Source organism: Lactobacillus sp. ESL0703, from assembly GCF_029433435.1.
Classification (GTDB): Bacteria; Bacillota; Bacilli; order Lactobacillales; family Lactobacillaceae; genus Lactobacillus.
The window spans coordinates 205896-214133 of the sequence record NZ_JAQTIB010000004.1; the positions used below are offsets into that span (position 1 = coordinate 205896).

Below are 8238 nucleotides of genomic sequence, written 5' to 3' on the forward strand. Positions count from 1 at the left end.
GTTGATGATAGAAATGTTGACACTGATTCCTGATTTACATACTAAAAACAAATTTTATCAAGAAAATACTTTGATAAGCTTATCTGCACGTTTACAAGAAGAAAATGTCGATAATCAATTGTTGCTTCTTGATGATGAAACGGATCAATTTTTGGCGAATTTTATGGGCACTAAGCCTAAGGTAATTTATTTGTTTGATGAAATTCGTGGAATTGAAACGGATGGCTCACCATTAACATTGAAGGACCTTAATATTCCGGATGACTATAAGCTAGAGACCCTGATTTATTTATCAGGAACGCAAGTAGAAGTGTTTGATGAACAAACAAGGGTCATGGAAGCTGTTATGGGTGGCAGCGGCGAATTGAAGCTGGTAACCTATTATGAAGAAGCTGGTCAAATAGTTGATCGCTATGATGTGCGCGGTTTTCGCAGTAGCCGGAGCTATTTTAATGAACAAGGTCAGTTGATTAGTAAAGAATGGTTTAATGCGACAAGTGATCTGGTAATGACGCAGAATGAGGATTTAACGATAACAATTCCAACTCGTCAGCAATCACGTTTTCAAAAATCACAATATACCAATTTAGCAGAAATTGAATGTGAGTTTGCATTACCATATTTAACGGGTAAACAAAAATTATTAATTGAGCCAAGCCAAGAAAGCTTGGCGTTTCGTCATTTTTTGTTGCAAGCTCAAGTTTATTATTATTTTACTGAGTACAATCAGGTTGCTAATCTGGATTATCACATTGTCGTGCAGCAGGACCAATATTTATTTGAAAATGAAACTTTAGCTCATCTTTTTTTCGATAAACTTAAGCAGAATGACATTGATTTTGTTCCCGTATGGCACATTATTCCGCCATACTTTAATGACTTTTCTCTAGGTACTAGTATGGAACAGGAGGAGCAGGTTATTTATTGGCATGTTGGTCAGATTGGTAATGATGAATTGCTGAAATGCTTTTGTGAATTAATTGATTTGCTAAAAGAAAATGAAAATTTAAGAATCATGGCTGATGCTGACTTACAGTATGCGTCATTCTTTAAAGCTGTTTCAGCTGATTGGGTTGCTAGATTTAAGGATAAACTTAACGAGATAGATGATGTTGACTCACTTGATGAAGTTGATACAACTAATTTAGATGTTGACCAAATTGAAGCTCTTGACCGTTTTGCTTGTCCAGAAAATGCAACTTATGAGCAAAAATTACCAATTTTAAGACAGGCGCATATTTTTATTGATACTGATCCAGTGACTAATTATGAATTACAACTTGAAGCAGTAAAAACAGGGATCCCTCAAATTGTTTATCAAAGTAATAATTTAATCAAAGAAGGCAAGAATGGCTTTTTGATTAAGCAAAAAGGTGAAATCAAAAAACCGGTTGAAGTCTTTTTGACTAATCTTGATAAATGGAATGTAGCTGTAGTTGAAAATGTGCGATTAATTCAACGAATGTCGCTTAGGATGGTTATTAATCAATGGAAGCGGGTGCTGCAAGGATGAGTAAAAAAAAGACATATTTGTTTCATAGTGGGGCTCAACCATTAGAAAATTTTGAAGATGCCTTAACAGACTGCTCATATATGTGGGCTGATCCGGTTAATCTTAACAAGCACAAGCTGTCGCCAGTTTTTAAAAATAATGTGTTTAATCATGATTATTTATTTGCGTATTTCTTTCTTGATAAAACTTCACCATGGCTTAAAGATGTAAAGCTGCTAATGCAATTGCCAGCACATAGAATTCTTTATAGTGATGATGCGGAAATACCAGTAAATATTTCACAGGCCTTGCAATTACGGGGCGCATATAAAATTAATCTAGCAAATTTGGCAGATGATGTTAATCATTATTTTTTTAATGTTGATGTTGGTTATCGGGTAAGCATCGATCAGCTTGAGCTCAATTCAGATTTGCAAAATAGGATTACTTATTATGGTGATAGCTATTTTAATGTTGAAGCAAATTTTGGCAGTCAATGGCAATATTTAGGTCAATTGTCATATAGTGTATCTGTTGTTGAACGTTATGCGACAACTCTTAAAGTTGAAATGCAGACAACAGGTTCTGCAGAATTAATGGTTGAAGTTAAATGCTTCAATTCAGATAGACAGTTAATTAAGACAATTTCTAAAAGTGGTGAGCAGTTGCTTGCTGATAATGGTGAAATTGAGATTACGGGGATTGAAACCAAATTTTTCTATAGTATTTATTATTATGTGCGTGGAAAAGGAAATGTGAGAATCGGTACGTTGCATCAACGCAGATCTCGGGGGAAATATGGCTTCTTGGATCTTGGCGGTAACAAGATTATTGATCGAAACGCACTCAATGGTGAAATTGCCTATTTGTTTAATCCGGGAAATATGCAGCCGCCGCTGACAGTTTATTTTGCTGGGTATCACTCTGCTGAAACCTTTGAAGCTCGGGGAATGTTGCATTCTAAAGGAGTTCCTTATTTATTAATTTCTGATTTACGGGTTGAAGGTGGTACTTTTTATCTGGGAGATGAAGAAGTTGAAAATAAACTTCTTACAGTAATTAAGGACTGTCTAGCTAAACTGCACTTTGAGACTAAAGATCTTGTGTTATCTGGGATTTCAATGGGCACTTATGCATCGATGTATTATGGAGCTTTGCTTAGTCCGGGAGATATTGTAATTGCTAAGCCATTAATGGATTTAGGGACAATCGCTGAAAATTTACGAATTAATCGGCCCGATGAATTTCACTGTTCAACTGATATGGTTTTGATGCTTGAAGGTAATAATGACCATGAAGCTTGTCAAAAAGTAGATGATATTATGTGGCAGCGAATTAAAGAGGGCGACTTTAGTAAGACGGATTTTGTTTTAGGTTATATGCGCAATGATGATTATGATCGTTTTGCATATAATAAATTGCAGGATTTTTTGCAACAGTATTATCCTGATCGTCATGTTATTTCTAAGGGTTATTATGGTCGGCATAATGATGATAGTGCTTCAATTGCGGCTTGGTTTGAGCAGCAGCTGTATCATATTCTTAGAAGTAAATATGGTCAAAAATTTTAATTTCAACTATAAAGCGTATGCTATACGCTTTATTTTTTTATAAAAATATCAAATTACTATGAATTCGCTATTAATAAATATTTTGTTATCCGTTATTTCCTATAATATTAGGATTATTGACAAATATTGCTAGATTTACTGCATGAAAAATATTGAATTTGTTATTTTTATATAGCGCTTTTATATATAAAAATATATTTACATATTAAACAGAATGATTTAGAATATATCAATACAAAAGTGTGAAGTATTTTGCTATGTGCATTATACGGAAAGGAAAAATATGGTAGGGAAAAATAATTTTGATGCGAAAAGTAGAAAAGCTGAATCGCAATCAAAACATGAGCGTTTTTCAATTAGAAAATTAAGCATGGGTGCAACATCTGTTTTATTGGGTGTAACATTTATGGGTCTTGGTAGTCAGACTACTAAAGCTGATACAATTGTGACACCTGCACAAACAGATGAGGCTACTACTAATCAAAATACGGTCGATTCAACTGATAAAGCAGTTAAAAAGGCCGATCTTACTAGTTATAAAGGCTTAACGTCTTATTTGAATAACAAATCAGATAATAAAAAAGCTGCTAAAACTGCTACCGCAAGTCAAGAACAAGTAACAGTAAAAGAACAGGCAGCTGATGTTAAGCAAGACGAATCAACTGCTACTACTACAACTAAATCAACTGCTGTTTCAGCACAAGATGATTCTAAAGAGGCTAAGACAACAACAGCTTCAACAGATTCTGATTCTAATGTAGACATTGCTGCACCAGCAGCCACAGATTCTGCAGCTACTACAGCAGTTGCTAAGCCAACTGAAGCAACAGATATAGCTGCATCAAAAACTGATGTTACTGATCAAGCTAATGTTCCTGTAACTAAGGCAGCTGATCCAACTGTTGGTTCTCAAGCTATTGGTTCTGTAAGACAAGTAACTACTTGGCAAGAATTTGTTACTGCACTTCAAGATGCAACAGTTGGCGAAATTGATCTTGAAAATGATATTGCTTCTAATAATACCGGTGGTAAGTTAGATGTTAACTTCCCAGAGCGTAAGATTTTAATTCAATCAGATCCAGCTAAGAATAAACGCTTTATTCTTGATTTGCACTATTCAGGTCCTAGACCTAATGACGGTTCAACTGATGCTGCTAATCGGGGTACAACTGATTTAACTTATCGTAACTTGAGTATTTATACTCAAAGTTACTACGGACTTGATAATACCGTTGATGGTACTACAACACCATGTAAGTTAACTCTTGATAATATTGACTTCGTTGGTTCACAGGTTACTTATAGTGGCCGGAATTGTGATATTTATATTAAGAATACGGTTACTGCTGATGCCGTACAATCATATGTTGGACCACTTGATGGTAAGACATATACTTGTGATGGTGGTGGTCAACAATTATTTGAACTTTACCAACCAGGACAAAACTTAATTTTCACCAAGGATTGTAAGTTTGTTGGTTCTTCAAGTGATGGTAACGTGCTTGAACTGGATCAGGGTAGTGCTACTACTGATGCTAGTGGTAGACCACAGACAAACAATATCTTAATTGATAGCGGTGCAGATGTAACTCTGAATCCTCGTAAAGATCCTGGTACTAACGCTGATATTGCTCAAAATACTATTAAAGCCAGTGGAATCTTCGTTAATAACGGTGAAGGCTCGGTTACGGTTAATAAGCGGGCAAAATTGACCATTAATGTTGGTACACCTGATTATACTGGTGGCTTAGACATGCACCGGTCAGCAGCGATTATGTTAACCAGTAAAACTGGTAATAATGCGAAGTTGATCGATAATGGTACGATTGACATTAATACTAATGGTGATATTTCCAACAGTACTGGTGGCGCTACTAGAGCAGGAAGTTTAATTTTTGATCAAGGTAGTTTATTAGTTGGTCCTGGCGCATCTCTTAATATATACGGTAAGAATATGCAAGACTATTCCGGTACATTGGTTTACATTACTGGTAAAGCGGACCTAAATAACGGATCATTGCATATTGAATTGCAAGATGATCCTAAGCATCCGGGAGATAATGCTTATGGTGCTGGTACCAAGCCGATTACTTTACTCGATGTTTCAAGTACAGCTGCCTTAACTGTTAATAACCCAAATGAATTAGTCTTAAATGCTTCTAAGAATACGGCTACAGGCACAAGTATCATTGGTGATAGTGCAATTAACATTAAAAACGTGCGTCAGGTATTTGACTTTAGTTCACTTTATCCAGGAATGAAGCCAGTTACTTTACCACCATTCCACGTTTTGAATGTTCAAAAGAAGACTGTTGGCGGTAAACAAACAATTGGTGTAAATAAGATTTCGGTTTTGAATGGTAAGCAAACAATTTCTACTCAGACGCTGCAAACTCTTCAAACTGATCTTGCTAAGCCAGAAAATGCATCTTTAGTAGCATTATTCCAAAAAGTATTTGGTCAAAATTATATGGCTGTATTGCAAAATTATGCTACTAGCAAAACACCATATGACCAAATCTTTAGTGATATAATTTCTGCAGCGTTCTCTGATCCAACTAACCCAGGCTATAACAATATTAGAATGGTATCACCTAATGAGGGTGGATTCTTGGATATTGAAGATGATAATGGTGTACCAGGTCAAGCATCATATCATCAAAATCCTAATGGCTCAATTACAATTTCTGGTAAAGTAGATAACTTTAATTACGCTACAGATGGTCCGGTACAATCTGATAATTTGTTTAGCAAGTTAATGAACTGTGGTACAGATGCTTATGTCAAAGCACAAATTAGAGGACAATCGGGAATTATTTCTGATCCTGCTAATCCAGTAGCTGACCCATATGCTAATACTAATGATGTCTTGTCAGATTTAAATCATGTTTATAGTGCTAAGACTAGTCCAGATGGTACGTTTAGTATCACAATTCCAGCAGGGACAACTGGATTATTCAGTGGTGCAGCAATTGACTTAACTCCAGAAGCTAACTTCATTGGTTATGACCCTGAAATCCCAGACAAGATGGCAACTGTTTACCTTGGTAATATCATGGACTTGAAGCAGATGAAGGCTGCTACTGAAAAAGACCTTGATGCTGGTTTGGATAGTGCAACAGCTCGTGTAAAGGGTTCTGGATTAAGTGTAGCTGATCAAACACCACACTTAGACAAGATTCAAAAGGCTCATGATGATGCTATTTACTACATTGATAATGCAACCGACTTTGATACAATTAACTATCAATATACGCAAGCATTAGATGTTTATAACCATGAAGCTGCTAAGTCTGAGCTTGAAGCCTATGCTAATAACTGCATTACGGTATTAAATATTACGGATACAAGTGTTCGTCAACAGATTGCTGATAAAGTTAAAATCGGTGATGGATCTATTGATAGCCAACGTGGTAGCACAAGAACAGAAGCTAAGACGGATTACTCAGCAATTAATCAAGCTCGTGATACATATACCAATCAAGTCCTTGATATATGTAAGGCCTGGTTAAATGGCTTACTTAAAGAGCAAGGGGCTAATGCTAAAGCAGAATTGGATAAGCATCCGGAAATAACTAATGCTAGTGATTTAAAAGGTCTGATTGATAATATTGTTAATATGGCTGGTCGGAGCATTACTATGGCTACCGATGCAGATAAGCTTAATACAATATATCAAGATAGTAAGAGTAAAATTACAAGTTATTCTTCAGCCAAGTTGAATACTCAATTGAAGAATGAAACGACCACTAAGGTTAGGACTAAATGGGTTACTGCCAGAACTAGTTTAATGAAACTCACTAAATTAACAGTTTCCCATAAAGCTACGTATCAGTCACAGTTAACTAATGCCTTAACAGCAGGAATTTCAGCGGTTAATGCGGCAACAACGGATACGGAGATAACTACTGCTTATAATGATTTTTCGGCTAAAGTAGACGCAATTATTGCTGCTGCCACTGCAGAAAATAATCAATAGTAATATTTCGTTCTAGAAAATGCAAAAAGCATTCTAAAACTATAATTTAGAATGCTTTTTTGCTTGAATTCAGACTTAAGTGAAAAATTGTAGTGGTTTGTAGATAATTATGTATAAGCGAAATATATATTTTATTATAGTTTGTATATAATTTACGAATATTTTCAATTTAGGATTATATTGATTTTAATCCGTAAGCGGTTTTTCTATTTTTAATTTAATATTTGGTAAAAGTATAGAAAAAATAAATTATTTTCAATGTTATTTATCTTAATGTTGATTACATATATTTTTATATATGTTATTTAATTTTGCCGTTTATTCAGTAGACATTGTTAAATATAACGAAATAATCAGTTATTCGTATACAATAGTTATTTAATTTTATTGTTATTATTGTGAGCAGTAATTGTGTAAAAATAGGCATTGAAATTATTGAATTAATTATTATAATAGTTACAGTTAGGTCATTAATATGTGGCTTATAAAAAGTGTTTAGTAAAAGTGATTGTTATCAAAAAGATAACAGACAATGTGGTTTGATTATTGTCACTAGAGATAATAATTAAACCACTTCTTCAAGTCTAACTAGGATTAATGTAAGTTAGTGCTAAAGAACGGGTAACCGTCATGAATTAAAGTTAACTATTATTAAGTTAGGTGTGTAAGATGGTAGATTCAAATCAAAAGAAAAAGTTAGAGAAGGAAATAGTAGAGAAAGAGAAGATTGACAAGGCACGAGCACTCAGACGTAATTTATTAGCTGCGAGTACTGCCGGAATCGGTGGTATTTTAGGTGGAATATTGAGTTCACCGCAAGTTGCTCATGCGGCAACTACAGTGCCTAAGGTCAAGACAAGTAGTTTTGAACATTTATTGGTTAATGCCAACTCGGCAGAAATTCCGGCTTCGCAAAGTGCAACCCAATTAAGCACGACGAAGACTAAGGAAACAATTAATTCCAATAGTAATGCGGAAGCAGTCAGCCAAAAACAAACTAAGGCTGCTCAAAGTCAGGCAGTGAAGACAACTGACGAAACAAAGGCGCAGAGTTCAGCTGCTAAAACTAAGACAACAGGTGCTAGTTCACAGGCAGTCAAGACAGAATCAGCTTCAACGAGTGCAACTAGTCAAGCAAGTCGGGCACAAGAAGTTGTGCAATCGCAAGCAGCTAAAGAAACTAAGGAAACCGTAAG

4 protein-coding genes are annotated in these 8238 nt (G+C 35.2%); all 4 read left to right on the forward strand.

The genetic code is table 11. The annotated features are described in order from the left end of the window. The first annotated feature begins 4 nt into the window (after positions 1 to 4). The gene (gene asp1, locus PT278_RS07200) at positions 5 to 1513 is read left to right on the forward strand and encodes an accessory Sec system glycosyltransferase Asp1 (RefSeq protein WP_277131288.1); all 1509 of its coding nucleotides are present in this window, start codon (positions 5 to 7) and stop codon (positions 1511 to 1513) included. Then, a complete protein-coding gene (gene asp2 / locus PT278_RS07205; RefSeq protein WP_277131289.1) occupies positions 1510 to 3063 on the forward strand; it encodes an accessory Sec system protein Asp2 in 1554 nt (517 codons plus the stop codon). Before asp1 ends, asp2 begins: the two co-directional genes overlap by 4 nt. Positions 3064 to 3346: 283 nt before the next feature. Then, the gene (locus PT278_RS07210) at positions 3347 to 7042 is read left to right on the forward strand and encodes a pectate lyase-like adhesive domain-containing protein (protein ID WP_277131290.1); all 3696 of its coding nucleotides are present in this window, start codon (positions 3347 to 3349) and stop codon (positions 7040 to 7042) included. 669 nt (positions 7043 to 7711) lie between these two features. Continuing rightward, positions 7712 to 8238, forward strand: a 527-nt coding sequence (locus PT278_RS07215; protein ID WP_277131292.1) for a hypothetical protein, incomplete at its 3' end; no start/stop codon positions are given.

Coding starts and splice junctions, on each gene's coding strand:
- PT278_RS07210 (WP_277131290.1), top strand. CDS start 3,347: ATGGTAGGGAAAAATAATTTTGATGCGAAAAGTAGAAAAGCTGAATCG.
- asp1 (WP_277131288.1), top strand. CDS start 5: ATGATAGAAATGTTGACACTGATTCCTGATTTACATACTAAAAACAAA.
- asp2 (WP_277131289.1), top strand. CDS start 1,510: ATGAGTAAAAAAAAGACATATTTGTTTCATAGTGGGGCTCAACCATTA.